Source organism: Paracoccaceae bacterium, from assembly GCA_012103375.1.
Taxonomy (GTDB): Bacteria; Pseudomonadota; Alphaproteobacteria; order Rhodobacterales; family Rhodobacteraceae; genus WLWX01.
The window spans coordinates 825,557-845,208 of record WLWX01000001.1; the positions used below are offsets into that span (position 1 = coordinate 825,557).

The 19,652-nt window shown below is 58.8% G+C and carries 19 protein-coding genes and 3 pseudogenes; 10 read left to right on the forward strand and 12 right to left on the reverse strand.

What is annotated here, in order from left to right; genetic code table 11:
• Positions 1-20: 20 nt before the first annotated feature.
• From GKR99_04320 to GKR99_04335, 4 genes and pseudogenes are all read right to left on the reverse strand, one after another.
• Positions 21-979: pseudogene (locus GKR99_04320) on the reverse strand (IS630 family transposase).
• 147 nt (positions 980-1,126) lie between these two features.
• Positions 1,127-1,912: an iron chelate uptake ABC transporter family permease subunit gene (locus GKR99_04325; GenBank protein NKB26811.1), complete on the reverse strand. Its 786-nt coding sequence runs from the start codon at positions 1,910-1,912 to the stop codon at positions 1,127-1,129.
• A complete protein-coding gene (locus GKR99_04330; protein ID NKB26812.1) occupies positions 1,912-2,694 on the reverse strand; it encodes an ATP-binding cassette domain-containing protein in 783 nt (260 codons plus the stop codon). Before GKR99_04330 ends, GKR99_04325 begins: the two co-directional genes overlap by 1 nt.
• Entirely contained in the window at positions 2,667-3,149 is a 483-nt protein-coding gene (locus GKR99_04335; protein ID NKB26813.1) for a transcriptional repressor, read from the reverse strand. The genes GKR99_04330 and GKR99_04335 overlap by 28 nt, the downstream gene beginning before the upstream one ends.
• Positions 3,150-3,218: 69 nt before the next feature.
• Here GKR99_04335 and GKR99_04340 point away from each other — a divergent pair, with 69 nt between their 5' ends.
• The 3 genes from GKR99_04340 (at position 3,219) to GKR99_04350 (ending at position 5,400) form a co-directional block, all read left to right on the forward strand.
• Positions 3,219-4,046: a zinc transporter gene (locus GKR99_04340; protein NKB26814.1), complete on the forward strand. Its 828-nt coding sequence runs from the start codon at positions 3,219-3,221 to the stop codon at positions 4,044-4,046.
• Between the two features lie 162 nt (positions 4,047-4,208).
• Positions 4,209-5,166, forward strand: a protein-coding gene (locus GKR99_04345) for an IS630 family transposase (GenBank protein NKB26815.1) whose coding sequence is annotated in 2 segments (ribosomal slippage) — positions 4,209-4,550 and positions 4,552-5,166 — 957 coding nt in all. Because the reading frame shifts where the segments join, the coding sequence is not laid out codon by codon here.
• A gap of 21 nt (positions 5,167-5,187) precedes the next feature.
• Complete coding sequence (locus tag GKR99_04350; GenBank protein NKB26816.1) at positions 5,188-5,400, forward strand: hypothetical protein; 213 nt, start codon at positions 5,188-5,190, stop codon at positions 5,398-5,400.
• 58 nt (positions 5,401-5,458) lie between these two features.
• Here the strand turns inward: GKR99_04350 and GKR99_04355 are convergent, their stop codons facing one another.
• The 4 genes and pseudogenes from GKR99_04355 to GKR99_04370 form a co-directional block, all read right to left on the reverse strand.
• The gene (locus GKR99_04355; protein ID NKB26817.1) at positions 5,459-5,692 is read right to left on the reverse strand and encodes a hypothetical protein; all 234 of its coding nucleotides are present in this window, start codon (positions 5,690-5,692) and stop codon (positions 5,459-5,461) included.
• Positions 5,610-5,864, reverse strand: a pseudogene (locus GKR99_04360) (transposase). Before GKR99_04360 ends, GKR99_04355 begins: the two are co-directional and overlap by 83 nt.
• A gap of 171 nt (positions 5,865-6,035) precedes the next feature.
• Complete coding sequence (locus GKR99_04365; GenBank protein ID NKB26818.1) at positions 6,036-6,269, reverse strand: hypothetical protein; 234 nt, start codon at positions 6,267-6,269, stop codon at positions 6,036-6,038.
• Positions 6,270-6,633: 364 nt separating this feature from the next.
• Positions 6,634-7,656 carry a substrate-binding domain-containing protein gene (locus tag GKR99_04370; protein ID NKB26819.1) on the reverse strand — a complete coding sequence of 341 codons (1,023 nt, stop codon included), beginning with the start codon at positions 7,654-7,656 and terminating at the stop codon, positions 6,634-6,636.
• 108 nt (positions 7,657-7,764) lie between these two features.
• Here GKR99_04370 and GKR99_04375 point away from each other — a divergent pair, with 108 nt between their 5' ends.
• Positions 7,765-8,460 (forward strand): hypothetical protein, encoded by a 696-nt coding sequence (locus GKR99_04375; GenBank protein NKB26820.1) that lies wholly within the window; start codon positions 7,765-7,767, stop codon positions 8,458-8,460.
• Here GKR99_04375 and GKR99_04380 read toward each other — a convergent pair.
• A complete protein-coding gene (locus tag GKR99_04380) occupies positions 8,428-9,273 on the reverse strand; it encodes an IS3 family transposase (protein ID NKB26821.1) in 846 nt (281 codons plus the stop codon). The genes GKR99_04375 and GKR99_04380 overlap by 33 nt on opposite strands.
• A gap of 62 nt (positions 9,274-9,335) precedes the next feature.
• Here GKR99_04380 and GKR99_04385 point away from each other — a divergent pair, with 62 nt between their 5' ends.
• Together GKR99_04385 and GKR99_04390 are read left to right on the forward strand one after the other, a co-directional pair.
• A complete protein-coding gene (locus tag GKR99_04385) occupies positions 9,336-9,623 on the forward strand; it encodes a transposase (GenBank protein NKB26822.1) in 288 nt (95 codons plus the stop codon).
• Entirely contained in the window at positions 9,569-10,465 is an 897-nt protein-coding gene (locus GKR99_04390) for an IS3 family transposase (protein ID NKB26823.1), read from the forward strand. The genes GKR99_04385 and GKR99_04390 overlap by 55 nt, the downstream gene beginning before the upstream one ends.
• Here GKR99_04390 and GKR99_04395 read toward each other — a convergent pair.
• Entirely contained in the window at positions 10,433-10,735 is a 303-nt protein-coding gene (locus GKR99_04395) for a transposase (GenBank protein NKB26824.1), read from the reverse strand. The genes GKR99_04390 and GKR99_04395 overlap by 33 nt on opposite strands.
• Positions 10,736-10,791: 56 nt before the next feature.
• Between GKR99_04395 and GKR99_04400 the strand changes: the two are divergent.
• The 3 genes and pseudogenes from GKR99_04400 to rplL all read left to right on the forward strand — a co-directional run bounded on the left by GKR99_04400 (position 10,792) and on the right by rplL (position 13,353).
• Positions 10,792-12,030 (forward strand): annotated as a pseudogene (locus GKR99_04400) (IS1182 family transposase).
• Positions 12,031-12,385: 355 nt separating this feature from the next.
• Positions 12,386-12,904 carry a 50S ribosomal protein L10 gene (gene rplJ / locus GKR99_04405; GenBank protein ID NKB26825.1) on the forward strand — a complete coding sequence of 173 codons (519 nt, stop codon included), beginning with the start codon at positions 12,386-12,388 and terminating at the stop codon, positions 12,902-12,904.
• 71 nt (positions 12,905-12,975) lie between these two features.
• Positions 12,976-13,353 (forward strand): 50S ribosomal protein L7/L12, encoded by a 378-nt coding sequence (gene rplL, locus GKR99_04410; GenBank protein NKB26826.1) that lies wholly within the window; start codon positions 12,976-12,978, stop codon positions 13,351-13,353.
• 80 nt (positions 13,354-13,433) lie between these two features.
• Here the strand turns inward: rplL and GKR99_04415 are convergent, their stop codons facing one another.
• Together GKR99_04415 and GKR99_04420 are read right to left on the reverse strand one after the other, a co-directional pair.
• Complete coding sequence (locus GKR99_04415; protein ID NKB26827.1) at positions 13,434-14,003, reverse strand: DUF1436 family protein; 570 nt, start codon at positions 14,001-14,003, stop codon at positions 13,434-13,436.
• A 74-nt stretch (positions 14,004-14,077) separates the two neighbouring features.
• Positions 14,078-14,443 carry a DUF1436 family protein gene (locus GKR99_04420; protein NKB26828.1) on the reverse strand — a complete coding sequence of 122 codons (366 nt, stop codon included), beginning with the start codon at positions 14,441-14,443 and terminating at the stop codon, positions 14,078-14,080.
• A 1,068-nt stretch (positions 14,444-15,511) separates the two neighbouring features.
• Here GKR99_04420 and rpoB point away from each other — a divergent pair.
• On the forward strand, positions 15,512-19,648 hold the full coding sequence (gene rpoB / locus GKR99_04425; protein NKB26829.1) for a DNA-directed RNA polymerase subunit beta: 4,137 nt from the start codon (positions 15,512-15,514) through the stop codon (positions 19,646-19,648).
• Positions 19,649-19,652 lie beyond the last annotated feature (4 nt).

Sequence of the window (19,652 nt, forward strand, 5' to 3'; positions counted from 1 at the left end):
AACCCTAAAGCGTTTCGACATTAACCTGAGACATATCCGGCGGCCTTAAAGTAGTTCCAGCATTCTACTGGGTCGTAGAGATCGCAGATTGCTCCGATTGCTTCGAAGACCTGGGTAAAGGACCTGGCCCCGATCCGTCGCAAATGGGCTTTCAGTTTAGAGAAGGCCTGCTCGATGGGATTCAGGTCGGGCGAGTACGGTGGCAGGTAAAGGAACCAGCAGCCGTGATTGCGTAAAGCCTGCGTCGCCTCCTTATTCCGGTGGGTTGCCAGGTTGTCGAGAATGACGACAGTGCCGGGGTTGATCTCGGGGACCAGCACTTCGCGGATGTAGGCCGCGAAGGCGGGGCCATCTATCGCTCCCTTGATGACCCAAGGTGCGATCAGCGCGCCTTGGGTCAGGCCCGCGATCAAGGTTTGGGTTCCCCAGCTTCCGAAGGGCGCATCCATCGTCAGGCGCTTACCGCGCTTGGCTCTGCCGCGTAGGCGCGTGAGGTTTGTCTTCACTGCGGTTTCGTCAATAAAGACAACGCGCTCAGGAAAGGTCGCAATGGCTGGCGAGCGGTATCTGAACCAGTCGGCCCGTTGCTGCCTTACCTTGGCGCGGCGGCGCTCGGTTGCGACCAGCGACTTTTTTTGTACGTGAAGCCGAGCCGGGACAGAAGGTTGGCGATGGAGGAGTGATGCACCCGCACACCCTCTGCATCGGCCAGCGCATTACGCAACTCAAAGAGCGTGATGTCAGGGTCTTGTGCGATCAACTCCTCAAAGAATTCCCGATGCGGAGCCAGCTTTCCCTTGCCGCGCGGCGGTCCCTGCCGGGCAGGTTCCGCATGACCCTTCATCCTCACCTGACGCGCCCACCGCGCGCCTGTGGCAGGCGACAGCTTCAACCGCAACGCCGCCGCGCGCCCGCTCAACCCTTCTTCAATGTATCTCTGAAACCGTATCCGAAGCGCAGATGGCAAAGGTGCTGACATGATCCATCCTCCCAAACAGGATGAATCACAGATCAGGTCTCAAGGGAATCCCTCGCGATTCAGGTTCAAGCCGAAACGCTTTAGCACACCCGCGTCGCACATCAACTCAACCAATGTAGCGGCGTGGTGAGGGGGGCCATCGCGATATCAGCGCGATCTGCGCACCAGCAGCGATGCAACGAACAGCACTGCCGCCGCAACGACGATGGACGGCCCGGCCGGCGTGTCGAAAAAGTATGACCCGGCCAAACCGCCCAGCACGGCCAGCATTCCGGCGATTACGGCCAGGATCGCCATCGCCTCGGGGCTGCGGGCCAGCGATTGGGCCACCGCCGCCGGGATCACCAGCATGGCCCCGATCAGCAATGCCCCCACGACTTTCAGTGCAACGGCGACCACAACAGCCAGCGCCAGCGTCAGCACCAATCGTTCACGTGCCGGATCAAGCCCGGCGGCCGAAGCAAGGTCTTCGTTCAGGGTCGCAGTCAGCAGCGCCGCCCAACGCCAGAGCAACAGGCCAAGGACCAGGATCGCCCCGCCCCAGATCACCAACAGGTCACGCACCGTCACGGTCAGGATGTCACCGAACAGATAAGCCTCAAGGTTGATGCGCCCGCCCCCCGCCAGCGAGACGCCGACAAGCCCGGCGGCCAGCGCGCCATAGGCGATGACGATCAGCGACATATCCACGGCCCGCCCGCGCGCGGCGAGGGCCGCAACCGCCCACCCGACGAAGGCGGCCATCACAAGCGTCCCCAGCACAACCGGCAGATCCAGCGCCAGCGCCAGCGCGACGCCCAGAATGGCGGCATGGGCTGTTGCATCGCCGAAATACGCCATCCGCCGCCAGACGACAAAAGACCCCAGCGGGCCGGTTGCCAGGGCCACGCCGACGCCTGCCAACCCGGCGCGCAGCAGGAAGTCATCCAGCATCAATGATCCCCATGGGCGTGATCCTGTGCCAAGTCATGGTCATGGTCATGACTGTGATCATGGGCGTGGCGATAGATTGCCAGCGCCGCGGCGCTATCGGCGAACAGGGCGCTGTACTCGGGCGCGTCCAGCACCGCTTCGGGCGTGCCCTGACAGCAGATATGCCCGTTCAGGCAGATCACCCGGTCCGAGGCGCGCATCACCACGGTTAAGTCATGACTGACCATCAGCACCGCACAGCCGCGTTCGGCGCGAACCTCGGCCACCAACGCATAAAAGGCGGCGATGCCCGGCTGGTCGAGGCCTTGCGTCGGCTCATCCAGGATCAGGATATCCGGATCGCCCAGCAGCGCACGGGCCAGCAACACGCGCTGACGCTGGCCGCCGGACAGGGCTGACAATTGCCTGGCTTCCAGACCGGCGACGCCGGTGCGTTCCAAGGCGGCTGCGATTTCGGCTTTGGCGTGGCGCGTCGGCAGCGACAGGAACCGCGCCACCGGCATCGGCAAGGTCGCATCCAAAGACAGGGTTTGCGGCACATAGCCAATCCGCAGCCCCGGCGCGCGCGTCACATTCCCAGCGCTGGCAGGCACCACGCCCAGCAGCGCCTTGATCAGCGTCGATTTGCCGGACCCATTCGGGCCGACAAGGGTCACGATCTCGCCACGTGCGATGGCCAGATCAATGCCGTGCAGAACCGGCAAGTCGCCGTGATGCACGTGCAGCCCCTGCGCTGAGATCAGAGCGTTGTCCTTCACTGCGCGCCCTCGCAGGCAGGGCATTGGCCGACAGCCTCCAGGTTCATCGCCTCCATCGCGAATCCGATGCGTCCTGCGGCGTCCTGCATCGCCCGGCCCACCGCACGCACCGGGGTTTCGGCGACGGATTGGCAGGTATCGCAGATGAAAAACGCCGGGATGTGGTCCGGCGTCGCCTCGGTACAGGCAGCGAAGGCATTCAGCGCCTGAATGCGATGCGCGAACCCGTGTTTCACCAGGTAGTCCAGCGCACGATAAGCAACGGGAGGCTGCCGCTTGCCACCATCCCGGGCCAGTTGATCCAGCACTTCATAAGCACCAAGCGCACGATGCCCCGAGGCGAGGATTTCCAGCACGCGTCGGCGCACCGCTGTCAGGCGCAGACCTTCGGCGCGGGCACGGGCATCGGCACGCGCCAGAACCTGCGACGCGCAGGCGTGGTGATCGTGGTTGCAGAATGCGGCGGGCGTGGTCGCCATGAAATCCTCACTTGTTATCTTATAACATATTGTCTAATCGACCATCGCGGATACCGCAAGGAGGCACTGATGCGCACGTTTTTGATTTTGATCTGGCTGGCCAGCCCGGCCCTGGCCGCTGGCCCCAAAGTTGTCACCGATATCGCACCGGTGCATTCGCTGGTGGCGCAGGTGATGGACGGGGTCGGCGTCCCCGACCTTCTGTTGCAGCCCGGGGACGACCCGCATCACATGGCACTGCGCCCGTCGCAGGCCAGTGCCATCGCCTCGGCTGATCTGGTGATCTGGGTCGGCCCGGCACTGGCCTCGTGGCTGGGTGATGTATTGGCAACGCAAGGCGCGCGCACATTGCCCCTGGCCCCTGACCTGGTCGAGGATGAGGACGACCCGCATCTGTGGCTGGACCCGGCGCAGGCGCTGCGCTGGCTGCCCGAAATTGCCGAGGCATTGTCCGTGGCAGACCCGCAGAATGCCGCGTTGTATCAGCAGAACGCCAAGGAAACCGGGGCGCGACTGGCCGATCTGACACTTCGGGCCCTGGGCATTCTGAAAGACGATCGCGGTGCCCGGTTGATCACAGCGCATGACGCGTGGGGACATTTTGCGGATGCGTTCGGCCTGCAGATTGTCGGTGCCATCCGCACCCATGAGGACAGCGCCCCGGGTGCGCGGCATCTGGCGGAATTGGGCGCACTGGTTCGCGAAGGCGCGGTTGACTGCATTGTTTCGGAAGGGGTCGAAAGCGACGCGCTGGTCGAAACACTGGCCGCTGGCAGCGGCGTTCCGGTGACAAATCTGCATCCCGTTGGTCAGGGGATCACGCCCGGACCGGCGTTCTACGAAGCGCTGCTGGAAGGCGTGGCACAGGGCATTGCGGGCTGTGCGGACGGCGGGTGAACGCTGGCGCGCGGTGTCGCCTTTAATGTCAGGGCCAATTGTTCCCGCATCCGCTTCATCAACATCCCGTCCATTTTCCTAAAGCGTTTCGGCTTGAACCTGAATCGCGAGGGATTCCCTTGAGACCTGATCTGTGATTCATCCTGTTTGGGAGGATGGATCATGTCAGCACCTTTGCCATCTGCGCTTCGGATACGGTTTCAGAGATACATTGAAGAAGGGTTGAGCGGGCGCGCGGCGGCGTTGCGGTTGAAGCTGTCGCCTGCCACAGGCGCGCGGTGGGCGCGTCAGGTGAGGATGAAGGGTCATGCGGAACCTGCCCGGCAGGGACCGCCGCGCGGCAAGGGAAAGCTGGCTCCGCATCGGGAATTCTTTGAGGAGTTGATCGCACAAGACCCTGACATCACGCTCTTTGAGTTGCGTAATGCGCTGGCCGATGCAGAGGGTGTGCGGGTGCATCACTCCTCCATCGCCAACCTTCTGTCCCGGCTCGGCTTCACGTACAAAAAAGTCGCTGGTCGCAACCGAGCGCCGCCGCGCCAAGGTAAGGCAGCAACGGGCCGACTGGTTCAGATACCGCTCGCCAGCCATTGCGACCTTTCCTGAGCGCGTTGTCTTTATTGACGAAACCGCAGTGAAGACAAACCTCACGCGCCTACGCGGCAGAGCCAAGCGCGGTAAGCGCCTGACGATGGATGCGCCCTTCGGAAGCTGGGGAACCCAAACCTTGATCGCGGGCCTGACCCAAGGCGCGCTGATCGCACCTTGGGTCATCAAGGGAGCGATAGATGGCCCCGCCTTCGCGGCCTACATCCGCGAAGTGCTGGTCCCCGAGATCAACCCCGGCACTGTCGTCATTCTCGACAACCTGGCAACCCACCGGAATAAGGAGGCGACGCAGGCTTTACGCAATCACGGCTGCTGGTTCCTTTACCTGCCACCGTACTCGCCCGACCTGAATCCCATCGAGCAGGCCTTCTCTAAACTGAAAGCCCATTTGCGACGGATCGGGGCCAGGTCCTTTACCCAGGTCTTCGAAGCAATCGGAGCAATCTGCGATCTCTACGACCCAGTAGAATGCTGGAACTACTTTAAGGCCGCCGGATATGTCTCAGGTTAATGTCGAAACGCTTTAGTCAAGATGCTGCGCGACGATGTTCCGTTTGAAATGCCGGACTTTGAACCCATCGGAAACATTCAGCTTGATGCGGTTGTCCTGGCGGTCCCCGCCGACAGCCCGTATCAAACATTTGCCGAATTCGCCGAAGCCGCCAAGGCCGACCCCGGTGGGCTGACAGTTGGGGGCGATGGGCCGATTGTGTTGAAAAACTCCGTTTTAGGGCCTGAACGATGATTTTTCTTTCCATGCAGCCCGATCCTAAATTTTTGGCGCGGGGGTCGGCCCAAATCGCCTACATGCGCTCACGCGCAGCCATGCGCTGTCTCGTGGTCAAAGCTTTCCGACTATTTCGCTTCATAGGTTTTCGCAAGAAATCCGCGACGCTCTGATTTCGGAGTTTTTCAACACAATCGGCCGCAATCGAACAATCAGCTCCATTTGGTGGTGACTTCGATGACGTTGTGCCCCTGCGCCAACAAAGACCGAGAAAGGCCCGCGCTATATGATCCGGTTCCTTCGATGCCAAATGCCAGAACCTGCCCATGAGATTGGGCCCAAGGTTCCAGCTCCAAGTATCCTTTTGGGTTGGTTGGAATAGACAGCGCCGCCAACCGGGTGCCTTGCGTATCAATAGCGACCGCAACATGGGTTGCTTTGTGCGTATCAATGCCGATGATTGCCGGATGGGTGGTCTTCAAGGATGCCCTCATTGTTCAGAATGCCAAAGCAACCGAACCGAGGCGACAGGACTGTGATGGTACGCAGACCGTCAGGCTCCTATGAGGTCACATCTCGCCCGTTGCCGGGCGACTTGGTGGTCGACACGTCAACGCAATGACACGCAGTCAATCGTAGCATGGGTCAGGCCATCAAGCCGCAATACCATACTCACAGTCGTGACAATCGCCAACGGATCCCATCGACGGGCGGACACCCATTTCTTTGCAGCGCAGACCAAAAGCCACCGACGTGTGTTGCGCGCCCTGGTCGCTATGCACTTCTGAAACGTATTTGCGAGGCAAAACATGATCAGTTTGCCCCAACGTTTGACCGAGCTCGAGATATTGCCATTGCTGGTGCGCGGCGAGTGAACGCGCAGACACCAATAATCGTTGTGGAGGGCAATTACCTATTGCTTGATTGCGGCAACTGGCCGGCAATTACGCAACTTTTTGATCATACCGTCTTTGTCGGAGCGCCATTGGAAACGCTTGAGCGGCGTTTAGTAAAGCGTTGGCGTGACAATGGGTACGACTCCGCAGGTGCTATTGAGCGAGCGCAATCAAACGATATTCCCAATGCAGACCTTGTGGTGTCGCGATCTGTCCGTGCGGACCAACGGTTTTGCCAACCTTCGGATCCTTGATCCGTGAGTCCACCAGCCGCCTTGAACGTCCGATCACCCACCTTGCGCCCACTGAAAAATGGTCCGGCTCTACCTGTCTCATGCTGCCACCTGGAGGTCGTTCAAGCTGAATCACGCCCTACAAAACGCCCGTCCAGAAAGATGTCCTCGCTGAACGCGGCGTGCGTTGTGCCCTCAAGTAATGCGGCGGCAACCGTTTCACCCATCCCTCGAATATCTTGCTCAACAGTTGTGAGTTCGGGTTGCGTGTAGGCTCCGAAACGCTGGCCATCATGCCCTGCAATCCGAAGATCATCATTCGCGCCTTTTCCGACACTCAGCCCGAGCTTTCCGGCAGCGGCTATTGCACCCAAAGCGACACGGTCATTGGGGCAAAGGATTGATTTAACCCCTTCCAGTTTCTTCGGTCCCAGAGAAAGGAACTTCTGGAATCCGTACTTTTCGTAGTCGTCTTCGATACGGGCGTCGTCGGGGTTTAGGATGATCGGGTCATGCCCTAAAGCTATCATGCGATTGCAATAGGCTTGCTGACGCTCGACCACGTTGATGTTCATTTTGGGCATCGTGAAAAGCGCCGGGGGCGGGCCAGACCGGCAAAGATAATCAACCATCAGCGAAACACTTTGATCGTTGTTGGTCCCGACATAAGGGATGTCGGGCTGCAACCGGGAATCCATGATTACCAGTGGCACGCGTTCGCGGGCCGACATGATGACATCCGTGTCCGAACTGTACCCCAGGGGCGCAATTGCGATCCCCGCCACATCAAGTGAAAGCAGACGCGATATCGCCCGCCTTTCGCGCCGCGGATCGTTATGAGACGACTGAAGCACGGTTAGATATCCGCTTTCCTCGGCGGCAAACTCGATAGCGTTGACCAGGGCACTGTAGAACGGGTCGATCAGTGACGGGATGACGATCCCTAGCGCCTTCATCTGGCCGCGTATAAGGCTGGAAGCGAGGAAATTTGGCGTGTAATTGTGCTTCTCAATCGCCTCTTTGATGATCTCTTGCGTCTTTGCGCGCACGGAATCGGGGTCATTGAAATACCGCGACAACGTCGGGCGCGACAATCCGCACAGGCGGGCAAATTCTTCCATCGTCAAATTGCTCTGTGTCGGCATCTTTCCTCCATTGCCCCTCCTGTTACCCCAAAATTCCTTGACACGACCAGTATCAAGTGCAATTTTACACGTGTATCAAGATGAGCCGGCGCGTGTCAGTTCCCATCGCTGCCTGCTTTTTCACAAGAGGTCAACAAAGTGAATCCCGCGGTGGACGCATATCCCTCCTTTCATCTGCCCGAGTTCTTGAAAGGTCATGCGGAAAGCACGCTGGAATTCTATCGCAAGAACGCGACAGATCCGGCGGGTGGGTTCTTTCACTGTTTCAATGACGATGGTTCAATATACGACAAAGACCTTCGCCACCTGGTAAGTTCTTGCCGCTTTGTCTTCAACTTCGCAATGTCGGCCGCACGTACCAGCAATGAGGATGACAGGGCGCTCGCCGAACATGGGTTGGCGTGTCTGGAGAAGGCGCACAAGCAGGCAGATGGCACTTACATCTGGGAAATGCGGGCGGGCAAGGTCGCCGATCCGGCCATTATGGGTTACGGGCATGCCTTTGTTCTTCTGGCTGCCGCCTCTGCGATCAAGGCTGGCCTTTCGTCTGGCCGTGCGATTTTGAGTCACGTGTGGTCATTGATGGAGGGCCGGTTCTGGGACCCCGAGCATGGCGCATATATTGACGAGTTCACCGCCGGATTTGCGCAACCATCCGAGTATCGGGGCCAGAACGTAAACATGCATATGTGCGAGGCCTGTATCGCAGCGTGGCAAGCAACAGGTGACGAGGATTTTCTTAACAGAGCCATCGGTCTTGCGCACAGGTGTCTAGCCCCCAAGTTCTGGGCCATTTCTGATTAGAGTTTCTGGCATTGGTGGTCGCATGTTCAGAGCCTGGTGCGGACGTGTGTGGTTGTACTGCTTAAGCCAATGATTGATGACGATCTGTGCCTGTTTCGTTGTTGTGAACCATTCAGCGTTGAGGATCTCGTGCCGGAGAGTGCCGTTGAACCTCTCGTTGTATCCGTTTTCCCAAGGGGACCCCGGATAGATTCTAATTGGTCGAACACCAACGCGAACCAACCACTCCTGCATCGCCTTGGCTACGAACTCTGGGCCGTTGTCGGAGCGGATATACTCCGGCGTGCCATGGCAGAGGAGCAGCGGATATAGCGCCTCCAGAACATCTTCGGCGCCCATCCTGCTGCGAACTTCCACGGCCAGGGCCTGCCGGGTGTACTCATCCAGAACGGTCAGCATCTTGTAGCTCCGGCCATTGCTGAGCTTGTCGTGAACGAAGTCGATGCTCCAGATGTGGTTCGGATGCGTCGGCCTGAGGCGAATGATCGAGCTGTCCTTGTGATAAAGCCGTCTGCGCTTCCTGTGCCGCTGCGGGAGTTGCAGTCCTTCTTCCTGCCAGAGACGCTCAACCTTCTTATGATTGACCCGCCAGCCCTCGATGCGCAGGAGTTCCGAAACTTTACGATAGCCGTAGCGCCCATATTGCTTGGCCAGGCGGATCAAAGCGAGCCGTAGAGCATCATCGTCTTTTGGCGCGGGTCGATATTGCAGAGAGTTTCGCGCCAGACCGACGACCCGGCAGGTCCTCCGCTCCGAGGTCGCGAGCTTTTGGCGCGTATGAATAACGGCCTGACGGAGCTCCCCAGTCGTCAGGCCCTGGTGTCCTTCCCCCCTAAAACTGGGCCACTACATTGGTCTTGAGAGGGGAATATGTAATGGCACGGAAACGGCATTCGGACGAAGATGTATTGAAGCTGCTGCGTGAGATTGAGCTGAAGCTGACGGGAGGAAGTGACGTTGCATCGGCGTGTCGTAGCGTCGGCATCAGCGATGCGACATATTACAACTGGCGGAAACGGTTTGGTGGTATGGGACGGTCGCAGTTGTCGGAGATGCGCAGCCTGGAAAAGGAGAATGGGCGTCTCAAGAAGATCGTCGCTGAGCTTGAATTGGACAAGCTGATCCTCAAAGAAAGCCTGAACTACTTAAAGCCCAGGGCCTGACGACTGGGGAGCTCCGTCAGGCCGTTATTCATACGCGCCAAAAGCTCGCGACCTCGGAGCGGAGGACCTGCCGGGTCGTCGGTCTGGCGCGAAACTCTCTGCAATATCGACCCGCGCCAAAAGACGATGATGCTCTACGGCTCGCTTTGATCCGCCTGGCCAAGCAATATGGGCGCTACGGCTATCGTAAAGTTTCGGAACTCCTGCGCATCGAGGGCTGGCGGGTCAATCATAAGAAGGTTGAGCGTCTCTGGCAGGAAGAAGGACTGCAACTCCCGCAGCGGCACAGGAAGCGCAGACGGCTTTATCACAAGGACAGCTCGATCATTCGCCTCAGGCCGACGCATCCGAACCACATCTGGAGCATCGACTTCGTTCACGACAAGCTCAGCAATGGCCGGAGCTACAAGATGCTGACCGTTCTGGATGAGTACACCCGGCAGGCCCTGGCCGTGGAAGTTCGCAGCAGGATGGGCGCCGAAGATGTTCTGGAGGCGCTATATCCGCTGCTCCTCTGCCATGGCACGCCGGAGTATATCCGCTCCGACAACGGCCCAGAGTTCGTAGCCAAGGCGATGCAGGAGTGGTTGGTTCGCGTTGGTGTTCGACCAATTAGAATCTATCCGGGGTCCCCTTGGGAAAACGGATACAACGAGAGGTTCAACGGCACTCTCCGGCACGAGATCCTCAACGCTGAATGGTTCACAACAACGAAACAGGCACAGATCGTCATCAATCATTGGCTTAAGCAGTACAACCACACACGTCCGCACCAGGCTCTGAACATGCGACCACCAATGCCAGAAACTCTAATCAGAAATGGCCCAGAACTTGGGGGCTAGACAGTTCAGGCTTTCTTTGAGGATCAGCTTGTCCAATTCAAGCTCAGCGACGATCTTCTTGAGACGCCCATTCTCCTTTTCCAGGCTGCGCATCTCCGACAACTGCGACCGTCCCATACCACCAAACCGTTTCCGCCAGTTGTAATATGTCGCATCGCTGATGCCGACGCTACGACACGCCGATGCAACGTCACTTCCTCCCGTCAGCTTCAGCTCAATCTCACGCAGCAGCTTCAATACATCTTCGTCCGAATGCCGTTTCCGTGCCATTACATATTCCCCTCTCAAGACCAATGTAGTGGCCCAGTTTTAGGGGGGAAGGACACCACACCGGTCGTCCTTCGATCGATCCTGAACTGCTGATCCGGATGCTGATCGTCGGTTACTGCTTCGGCATCCGGTCCGAGCGGCGGCTCTGTGAAGAGGTACACTTGAACCTCGCGTACAGGTGGTTTTGTCGGCTCGACCTGGCCGATCGGGTGCCGGATCACTCGACCTTTTCAAAGAACCGGCATGGTCGGTTCCGCGAGAGTGAGCTGCTGCGCCATCTCTTCGAGACCACGGTCGCGCGATGCATCGCCGAAGGTCTCGTCAGCGGTCAGCGCCTGGCCGTCGATGCCAGCTTGATCGAGGCGGATGCCAACAAGCAGTACTCTGCGCCAAAGGAAGAATGGGACATTGCGCGGATCGATGCAGACGCTGCACCCCGCGCGGTCCGCGAGTATCTCGACACTCTGGATGAGGCCGCATTCGGAGCAGCGACACCGGTCGAGCCAAAGTTCACGTCCTATTCCGACCCAGCCAGCCAGTGGACGGCGGCGCGTAAGGGTCCCGCATTTTTTGCCTACTCCGACAACTATCTCATCGATACCGATCATGGTGTCATCGTCGACGTGGAAGCGACACGGTCGATCCGTCAAGCCGAGGTGGGGTCAACCAAGACGATGCTGAAGCGGGCCAAAGAGCGCTTCGATCTTCATCCCGAACGGCTGATCGCCGACACCGCCTACGGATCGGGACCCATGCTCGGATGGCTGGTGGGTGAAAAGATCGCACCGCACATCCCGGTCTTCGACAAAGCCGGGCGCACCGATGGCACCTGGTCCCGAGCTGACTTCGAATGGGATGCCGAGAACAATCAATACATCTGCCCGGAAGGCGAGGCTCTGAAGCAGTTCCGCCGAAACTACTCCGACCCCAATCGCGGCCCAACCGGCAAGGGCGTGGCCAAGTACCAAGCGCTGAAGCACACCTGCCAATCCTGTCCTTCCAAGCCGAAGTGCTGCCCGAATGCCGACGCCCGTAAGATCACCCGTGAGGAACATGAGGACGCTCGCGACATCGCCCGCGCAATCGCCAAAACGCCGCAATACAAGATCTCGGTGAAGCTCCGGAAGAAGGTCGAAATGCTCTTTGCCCACCTCAAGCGCATTCTCGGCCTGGGACGGCTCCGATTACGTGGACCATGCGGCGCAAATGACGAATTCCTGCTCGCCGCCACTGCCCAAAACCTTCGCAAACTGGCAAAGATCTTTCCTGCACCGCAGCAAACGCGCAAAGCCTGATCAGAAAGGCGCTCGCGCTATGTTCAAATCGCTACTTTCTGCGCCCGCAACACGTTGTTTTTCCACAGAATCGACTCAATTCAGCCGTCCCGGTGCAGCATACCTTCCCCCTTCACATCCCCCCCCAACCCCTCTAAGTGCACCCCTGCACATCTGCGTCCGATTCGTCGGGCCGTGCATTCGTCCGAGACGGTGGGTGACCTCAAGGTCATAAATCCTACCTGAGACGGGAACAGAGATATTCGCGCCTGGGCCACTGCTCCGGGGGCGCTGTCCACTGACCCCCGTAAGGACTCGTAGGGCCTCGGCCCTGAACTGAGCCGGAGGGGGAACCCTCCAAATTTGGAGTGAAACTGTGGATAGAGCCCAGAAAGAGAAAGTGGTCGAGGAACTCGGCCAGATCTTTGAAAGCTCTGGCGTTGTAGTGGTTGCCCACTACGTGGGTCTGACAGTTGCCGAAATGCAGGATCTGCGCGCACGCATGCGTGATGCGGGTGGATCTGTGCGTGTTGCCAAAAACAAGCTCGCCAAGATCGCCCTTGAGGGGAAATCGGTGGCCTCTATCGCCGACTACCTGACGGGCATGACCGTTCTCGCCTATTCCGAAGATCCTGTGGCTGCGGCCAAGGTTGCGGATGGCTTTGCCAAGGACAACTCGAAGTTCGAGATCCTGGGCGGTGCCATGGGCGAGAATGCGTTGGACGTCGCCGGTGTGAAAGCCGTTGCCGGGATGCCAAGCCGCGAGGAGCTTATCGCTTCCATCGCCGGTTGCATCGGGGCACCAGCCGCAAACATCGCCGGGGCCATTGGCGCGCCTGTAAGCAACATTGCCAGCATTCTTTCGACGGTGGAGGAACGCGCCGAAGCGGCGTGAGGCAATTGGAACGATCCGCGTGGGGTTAGACACCTGCACGTTGGAACACATCTAGGAACGGAAACGAAAACATGGCTGATCTGAAAAAAATGGCGGAAGAGATCGTGGGTCTGACCCTTCTCGAAGCCCAGGAACTGAAAACCATCCTGAAAGACGAATACGGCATCGAGCCCGCCGCTGGCGGCGCTGTGATGATGGCTGGTCCCGCTGGCGACGCCGGTGCCGACGCTGAAGAGCAGACCGAATTTGACGTGATCCTGAAGGCCGCTGGCGCTCAGAAAATCAACGTCATCAAAGAGGTCCGCGCGATCACCGGTCTGGGCCTGAAAGAAGCCAAGGACCTGGTCGAAGCCGGCGGCAAAGCCGTCAAAGAAGGCGTCGACAAAGCCGAAGCAGAAGACATCAAAGGCAAGCTGGAAGCAGCTGGCGCCGAGGTGGAACTGAAGTAATCACGAGGGGCGCTTTGCGCTAACGTGGAAAAGCCGGGCAGCGATGCCCGGCTTAATTTATTATTCGTATTGAATTAGGCTTAGGCTGCGCGGCTTATGTCCAGCGCGTCCAGAATGGCCTTACCAAACGCTTCGTCCGACACGTCTTCCGGCAAGACCGTATCTTCATGGCCGCGAATGCCCTCCCAACTGGAACGTCCGCGATAGCGCCATGGCTTGAGCCTGATATTTGCGTCCTTCAAGGTCAGCGTCACGCTCCCTGCGCCGTTGTACAGCGCTTTCAGGGTCTTGACACCCGCACGCGCTTTGTCGGCTTCGTTAAGCGCCTTGATTTCTTCAGGCGTCGGCCACCGCATGATTGAATCCCATTCCGGATGATCGGGCGTTATGAAGCGGCTCGCCATGAGCGCTGCACGCGCTTCACGCCCAATGTCTTCTGCATTCATGTTTGGCGCGAGGTATTCATTGTTACCCTTGGGGTCAGGGCACCCCCGCCGATAGACTGCAAATGAGACAATGTTCGTGAAGGCGCGATGCGCATTTATGATTGCGTCCTTGGACACCTTAGGAGGCTTGGCGCGCTTTTTGCGCTCAGCCGCCTCCGCACGACGTTTCGCGATCCATTCTTCTGTGGTCAGTACTTTTCTCATCGGATACGGCTCACTTCTACGTCGATCCCCAAACTCTCAGCGTAGTCTATCGCGCGTTGTATTTGAGCTTCGCGTCACGCACTCCGGCTTACGTCCAGTGCGTCCAGAATGGCCTTGCCAAGCGCTTCGTCCGATACGCCTTCCGGCAAGACAGTATCTGCGTGGCCGCGAATGCCCTCCCAATGGCCACGCCCGCGATAGCGCCATGGTGTGATTTCGATTTGAACTTCCTGCAACTGTAACGACACATTGCCAGCGCCGTTGAACAGCGCTTTCAGTGTCTTGACGCCAGCACGCGCCTTGTTGTCCTCTTGTGCAGCCTTAATTTCGTCCGCTGTGGGAAACCGCATGACTTCATCCAACTCGGGGTGATCTGGCGCAATGAATCGGCTGGCCAATAGGGCCTTGCGCGCTTCGCGCCCGATATCAAACGCGTTCATGTCTGAGGGAAAGTAGTTTTCGTAGCCCCTTGGGGTCACGACAACCAGAGCGATATACGGCCTGTGAGACTATCTTTGTGAACTTACGATAGGCCGTGACCAGAGCGGCTTTTGATTCCTTAGGAGGCTTGGCCCGCTTTTTGCGCTCAGCCGCCTCCGCGAGCGCTTTCGCTCTTTGTTCTTCGAAGTTTAGCACATTTCTCATTGGATTCGCCTCACTTCTAGGTCGATCCCCGAACCCTCAGCGTAGTCTATCGCGCGTTGAATTTGAGTAAATTGTTCCGCGGTGGTGTCATTTGGAATGGCAAGTTCAAGGCGCTTGAGGTCAATTTGACCGGAGCGAATATCTGTCTCACCTACGATATCCCCATCAAACCTGTCTATCTGGTCAATATAGCGCTTCAATGCGCCATAGATACGGCTGGGCCGGTCTACATACCCCGGCGCTCGCGTGTCCAGTGTCTTTCGCGGTACCTGCATCGCTGTCCCAGAAATCGAACGTCTTGAAGTTGTCAGGTGTGCGATCTCCCAGCCCGCCCGCGCCTCTCGACAGCACAAAACCGCCGCTCCCGCCAGACCATAGAAATTGAGTAAACTATGTTTCCATGAACCGCGCTGCATTTGACGAACACGTGTACGTCTATTGGGAAACTGGTGAACAGAATGAATTCAAACCGTTCGTTGCCCAGTTATTCCCTGGGCATGCCGGGCGCGCCCGCGTAGTTCCATCGAAATTTGACTCTGGTTGGTCATCGGTTCGGCTGTGAGATCGCAACAGCAACGTCAATGCACGTCTTTTCGCCAAGCCCCCAACACCTTGAAACCCACCCGCATCGCGGTTACATACGCCTTCGTGATTCGGCGCGCAGGCAACTTGACTACTTAAACACCACTTAAAACTACCCTCTCAAAGCGGGATACGTCCCGTTTTGACGGGGTTGTTTTCCGTTTCGGGCGAGGCGTTTTGGGAAACGCCTCTGGTATGGAAACGGAACAATCCATGTCTGGTCCGTCGGCGGTGCGCCCCAACCGTTTGCGGTCCGTGATGAAAACGGAGTTCCGTACCCCATGGCGTCTACCTTCCTTGGCCAGAAACGCATCCGCAAATACTATGGCAAAATCCGCGAAGTTCTGGAAATGCCGAACCTTATCGAGGTTCAGAAATCCAGCTATGATCTGTTCCTAAATTCCGGCGATCAGCTGACGCCGATGGACGGCGAAGGCATCAACGGTGTGTTCCAGTCGGTTTTCCCGATCAAGGACTTCAACGAAACCGCCATTCTTGAGTTCGTGAAGTACGAACTTGAGCATCCGAAATACGATGTTGAGGAATGCCAGCAGCGCGACATGACCTATAGCGCGCCGCTGAAGGTCACCCTGCGCCTGATCGTGTTTGATATTGACGAGGATACCGGCGCGAAATCGGTCAAGGATATCAAGGAACAAGACGTGTTCATGGGCGACATGCCCCTGATGACGCCCAACGGCACCTTCATCGTGAACGGAACCGAACGGGTGATCGTGTCGCAGATGCACCGCTCCCCCGGTGTGTTCTTCGATCACGACAAGGGTAAGACGCACAGCTCGGGCAAGCTGTTGTTTGCGTGCCGGATCATTCCTTATCGCGGCTCGTGGCTGGACTTTGAGTTTGACGCCAAGGATCTGGTCTTTGCGCGCATCGACCGCCGCCGGAAACTGCCTGTCACCACGCTGCTTTATGCGCTGGGGCTGGATCAGGAAGGCATCATGGATGCCTATTACGACACGGTGTCCTTCAAGCTGAAGAAGAACAAGGGCTGGGTCACGCCGTTCTTCCCAGAGCGCGTGCGCGGCACCCGTCCGATTGCCGATCTGGTGGACGCCAAATCCGGCAAGGTCATCGCCGAAGCGGGCAAGAAGGTCACACCGCGCGCTGTGAAAAAGCTGATCGACGAAGGCAATGTTTCCGAGCTGTTGGTGCCTTTCGATCAGATCGTCGGACGCTATGCTGCCAAGGACATCATCAACGAAGAAACCGGCGCGATCTACGTCGAGGCCGGGGATGAGCTGACCTGGGAGCTGGACAAGGACGAAACCGTCATCGGCGGCACGCTGAAAGAGCTGATGGATGCCGGTGTCACCGACATCCCCGTGCTCGACATCGATAACGTCACGGTCGGCCCCTACATGCGCAACACCATGGCGGCCGACAAGAACATGGGCCGCGAAACCGCACTCATGGACATCTACCGCGTCATGCGCCCGGGCGAACCGCCCACCGTTGACGCCGCATCCGCCCTGTTCGACACCCTGTTCTTCGACAGTGAGCGTTACGACCTGTCCGCCGTTGGCCGGGTCAAGATGAACATGCGCCTTGATCTGGACGCCGAAGACACCCAGCGCACGCTGCGCAAAGAAGACATCGTCGCCTGCATCAAAGCGCTGGTCGACCTGCGCGACGGGCGCGGTGACATCGACGATATCGACCACCTTGGCAACCGCCGGGTGCGCTCGGTCGGTGAGCTGATGGAAAACCAGTACCGCGTCGGCCTGCTGCGGATGGAACGTGCGATCAAGGAACGCATGTCCAGCGTCGAGATCGACACGGTGATGCCGCAGGATCTGATCAACGCCAAGCCTGCCGCTGCGGCTGTGCGCGAATTCTTCGGCTCCTCCCAGTTGTCGCAGTTCATGGACCAGACCAACCCGCTGTCCGAAGTCACGCACAAGCGCCGCCTGTCGGCCCTTGGGCCGGGCGGTCTGACCCGCGAACGTGCCGGTTTTGAAGTGCGCGACGTGCACCCGACTCACTATGGCCGGATGTGCCCGATTGAAACGCCGGAAGGGCCGAACATCGGCCTGATCAACTCGCTGGCGACTTTTGCCCGCGTGAACAAGTATGGCTTCATAGAAACGCCCTATCGCCGCGTCGAAAACGGTCAGGTGACCGACGATGTGCAATATATGTCGGCGACCGAGGAAATGCGCCACACCGTGGCGCAGGCGAACGCGAACCTTGATGACAAGGGCAAATTCGTCAACGACCTCGTCTCGACCCGGAAATCGGGCGAATACACGCTGCAACCGAACGAGAATGTGGACCTGATCGACGTCAGCCCGAAACAGCTGGTCTCGGTCGCGGCATCGCTGATCCCGTTCCTTGAAAACGACGACGCCAACCGCGCGTTGATGGGCTCGAACATGCAGCGCCAGGCGGTGCCGCTGTTGCAGGCCGAAGCGCCGTTTGTCGGCACCGGGATCGAAGAAGTCGTGGCCCGGGATTCCGGCGCTGCGATCACCGCGAAGCGGGCAGGGATCATCGACCAGGTGGATGCGCAGCGTATCGTTGTGCGTGCGACCGCCGATCTGGAACCCGGCGATCCGGGCGTTGATATCTACAGCTTGCGCAAATTCCAGCGTTCGAACCAGAACACCTGCATCAACCAGCGTCCGCTGGTGAAAGTGGGCGACACGGTGTCCAAGGCCGAGGTTATCGCCGATGGCCCCTCGACCGATCTGGGTGAACTGGCGCTGGGCAAGAACGTGGTTGTCGCCTTCATGCCGTGGAATGGCTACAACTATGAGGACTCGATCCTGATTTCCGAGCGGATCACCCGCGACGACGTCTTCACCTCGATCCACATTGATGAGTTTGAGGTTGCAGCCCGCGACACCAAGCTTGGCCCGGAAGAGATCACGCGCGACATCCCGAACGTGGGCGAAGAAGCCCTGCGCAATCTGGATGAGGCCGGGATCGTCTATATCGGGGCCGAAGTTGGCCCGGCGGACATTCTGGTCGGCAAGATCACCCCGAAGGGCGAAAGCCCGATGACGCCGGAGGAGAAACTCCTCCGCGCGATCTTTGGTGAGAAAGCGTCGGACGTGCGCGACACCTCCCTGCGGCTGCCGCCGGGTGATTTCGGCACGGTCGTCGAAGTGCGCGTCTTCAACCGCCACGGTGTGGAAAAAGACGAACGCGCGCTGCAGATCGAGCGGGAAGAAGTCGAACGTCTGGCCCGTGACCGGGACGACGAACTCGGCATTCTGGAACGCAACATCTACGCGCGTCTGCAGGGCATGATCCTTGGCAAAACGGCTGTCAAAGGCCCCAAAGGCGTCAAGCCGAAGTCGCAGATCACCGAAGAACTGCTCGACACCCTGTCGCGCGGTCAGTGGTGGCAGCTGGCAATCGCCGAAGAGGATGAGGCCAAGCAGGTCGAAGCCCTGAATGAGCAGTATGAGCTGCAGAAACGCGCACTCGACGCGCGGTTTGAGGATAAGGTCGAAAAGGTTCGCCGTGGCGACGATCTGCCGCCGGGTGTGATGAAGATGGTCAAGGTCTTTGTTGCCGTTAAGCGCAAGCTACAGCCGGGCGACAAGATGGCCGGTCGGCACGGCAACAAGGGCGTGATCTCGAAAGTCGTGCCGATGGAAGATATGCCGTTCCTGGCTGACGGAACTCCGGTCGATTTCGTTCTGAACCCGCTTGGCGTGCCGTCGCGCATGAACGTCGGGCAGATCTTGGAGACCCACATGGGCTGGGCCGCGCGCGGTCTGGGCGAACAGATTTCCGACGCGCTGGGCGAATATCAGCGCAAGGGTGATCTGACCCCGGTGAAGGACGCCATGAAAATCGCTTATGGCGATGACGTCTGGAACGAGGGCATCAGCGGCATGAGCGACGATCAACTGCTGGAAGCGGCAGGCAACGTCACCAAAGGCGTGCCGATCGCCACCCCGGTGTTCGACGGCGCGAAAGAGGCGGACGTGAACGACGCGCTGGTTCGCGCTGGCTTCAGCGAAAGCGGTCAGTCGGTGCTGTTTGACGGTCGCACGGGTGAGCAATTTGCCCGCCCCGTGACGGTCGGCATCAAGTACCTGCTGAAACTGCACCACCTTGTGGATGACAAGATCCACGCCCGCTCAACCGGTCCGTACTCTCTCGTCACCCAGCAGCCGCTGGGCGGTAAGGCACAGTTCGGCGGTCAGCGCTTTGGTGAGATGGAGGTCTGGGCACTGGAAGCCTATGGCGCCGCCTACACCTTGCAGGAAATGCTGACGGTGAAGTCGGACGACGTGGCAGGCCGGACGAAAGTGTACGAAAGCATCGTCAAGGGCGAGGACAACTTCGAAGCCGGCGTGCCGGAATCGTTCAACGTGCTGGTGAAGGAAGTCCGGGGCCTCGGCCTCAACATGGAACTGCTGGATGCGGAGGAGACGGAGTGAGCCT